This is a genomic window from Pseudomonas sp. GW460-LB5 (genome assembly GCF_059423245.1).
Genome location: NZ_JBWKXT010000094.1, coordinates 1 through 2,398, shown reverse-complemented (window position 1 = coordinate 2,398; position 2,398 = coordinate 1). Strand labels below are relative to the sequence as shown.

The 2,398-nt window shown below is 64.3% G+C and carries 3 protein-coding genes; all 3 read right to left on the bottom strand.

The window, feature by feature from the left end:
- Positions 1–46 precede the first annotated feature (46 nt).
- Genes hflD through AC07XM_RS29750 form a run of 3 tightly spaced genes read right to left on the bottom strand, consistent with a single transcriptional unit; the run spans position 47 to position 2,292 of the window.
- Positions 47–673 carry a high frequency lysogenization protein HflD gene (gene hflD, locus AC07XM_RS29760; protein ID WP_016488130.1) on the bottom strand — a complete coding sequence of 209 codons (627 nt, stop codon included), beginning with the start codon at positions 671–673 and terminating at the stop codon, positions 47–49.
- Positions 670–1,794, bottom strand: a complete 1,125-nt coding sequence (gene mnmA / locus AC07XM_RS29755; RefSeq protein ID WP_060517040.1) for a tRNA 2-thiouridine(34) synthase MnmA — start codon at positions 1,792–1,794, stop codon at positions 670–672. The genes hflD and mnmA overlap by 4 nt, the downstream gene beginning before the upstream one ends.
- A 57-nt stretch (positions 1,795–1,851) precedes the next feature.
- A complete protein-coding gene (locus AC07XM_RS29750) occupies positions 1,852–2,292 on the bottom strand; it encodes an NUDIX hydrolase (protein WP_095115618.1) in 441 nt (146 codons plus the stop codon).
- Between the last annotated feature and the right edge of the window lie 106 nt (positions 2,293–2,398).

The following is a 2,398-nucleotide window of genomic DNA, read 5'->3' as shown; positions in this document are numbered from 1 at the left end:
CCTGCTTCGCGGGCAAGCCCGCTCCCACAAGGATCAGCGCAGCCCCTCAGCTGGCGCTGCGCATCATGTCGTACAGTTCGTTCAGCAGCTTGCGCCGGCTGAACACCAGCTGCCAGCGGTGACCGCCCAGCTGGCGCCACAGGCGTGCGGCGCGGATACCGGCCAGCAGCAGGGCGCGGATTTTCGAGGCGTTGCTGGCCTGCTGCAGGAAGCGCATGTCGCCATGCACCTGAATACGCTGGCGCAGGGTGCTCAGGGTGTCCTGGTACAAGGCTCCACTGGAAGCAATGACGTTTTCGTGAACCAGGCCAAAATGGTCAGCCTGGGACTGGATTTGTGGCAGGCGGTTGCCAATGGTGTCGAGCAGGTCGCCACGTTTGTTCAGCTGGCGCTCCAGGCCCAGCATCGACAGGGCATAGCGCAGTGGCTCGCGCTGCAGGCTGCTGGGGTCGCGCTCCAGGGCACCGGCCAGCGCACGGTAGCCGTCACGCAGGTTCAGGTCGTCACCGCCGAACACCTCCAGGGTGTTCTTGGGGTCGCGGACCAGCAGGCTGCCGAGCATGCAGCCGATGTTGGCCTCACTGGCCTGGCCGGTGCGGGCGATGCGGTCTACCAATACGGCGGCCTGAAACACACCGCCCAATGCAATCAGCTGCTCCTGCAGGTTGCTCATGCGCGCGGGCTCCAGGGCTCGGCGGCTTCGATCACGCCGCCGCCCAGGCATACTTCACCGTCATAGAACACTACCGACTGGCCTGGGGTAACGGCGCGTTGCGGTTCGTCGAACACAGCGCGGTAGCCGCTGGCCGTAAGCGCCAGGGTGCACTGCTGGTCGCTCTGGCGGTAGCGGACCTTGGCGGTGAGCTGGCGCGGGCTGCTGAGGTCGATGGGGTTGACCCAGAAGATGTCCGAGGCGAGCAGGGCGCGGGAGAACAGCCAAGGGTGTTCGTTACCCTGGCCGACCACCAGCACGTTGCGGGTCAGGTCCTTGTGCAGCACGTACCACGGCTCGTCACCGGCATCCTTCAGGCCGCCAATGCCAAGGCCCTGGCGCTGGCCGATGGTGTGGTACATCAGGCCATGGTGGCGGCCGATCACTTCACCTTCGGTGGTTTCGATGTTGCCCGGCTGGGCTGGCAGGTACTGCTTGAGGAAGTCGCTGAAGCGGCGCTCGCCAATGAAGCAGATGCCGGTGGAATCTTTTTTCTTGGCGGTGGCCAGGCCGTGTTTTTCGGCGATGGCGCGCACTGCCGGTTTTTCCAGCTCACCGACCGGGAACAGGGTGCGGGCAATTTCCTTGCCGCCGACGGCGTGCAGGAAGTAGCTCTGGTCCTTGTTCGGGTCCAGGCCCTTGAGCAGTTCGGTGAGCGCGCCAGTGTCACGACGGCGCACGTAGTGGCCGGTGGCGATCAGGTCGGCACCCAGTGACAGGGCGTAGTCGAGGAACGCCTTGAACTTGATTTCGCGGTTGCAGAGGATGTCCGGGTTGGGCGTGCGGCCGGCCTTGTATTCTTCAAGGAAGTGCTCGAACACGTTGTCCCAGTATTCGGCGGCGAAGTTGGCGGTGTGCAGCTTGATGCCGATGCGGTCGCAGACGGCCTGGGCGTCGGCCAGGTCTTCACGGGCGGTGCAGTATTCGGTGCCGTCGTCTTCTTCCCAGTTCTTCATGAACAGCCCTTCCACCTGGTAGCCCTGCTCGATGAGCAGAAGGGCGGAGACGGAAGAGTCCACGCCGCCGGACATGCCGACGATGACGCGGGTCTTGGCGGGGTCTTTGAGTGCTGGGCTGGTCATGGTTACCGGTGTGTATCAAGGGAAAAACGTCGATTCTATCAAACCCGTGGCGACGCGTCAGTCGCGTAGCAGGGTAAGGCTGTGCAAGGGGCCTTTGAGGTAGTCGTCAAGGCAACGTGGCACCAGCTCGCTGCGCCAGCGGGCCGGGTCGGCCAGCAGCTCGTCGCGGGTCAGCCACACGGCGCGGACGATGTCGCTGTCCAGCGCCAGGTCGGCGTGATGGCACACCGGGCGGGCAGCAAAGCAGATGCGCTGGTAGGTCACGCCGTTGCTGGGGGCAGTGTAGAGATAGATACCGACCACGCCGGTGAGCTCGACTTCCCAGGCGGTTTCTTCCAGGGTTTCGCGCAGCGCGGCCTGGGGCAAGGTTTCGTTGGGCTCCAGGTGGCCGGCGGGCTGATTGAAGACGTGCAGGCCGGCTTTGAATTCTTCGACGAAGAGGAACTTGCCCTCGTGCTCGACGATGGTGGCGACGGTGATGTGGGGTTGCCAGGTCATGAGCATTTCCTATGGTTGGCACGGGCCCTGTAGGAGCGGCCTTGTGCCGCGAAAGGGCTGCGAAGCGGCCCCAGGTAATCAGCTTCGCAGCAAAAAACGCCGGGGC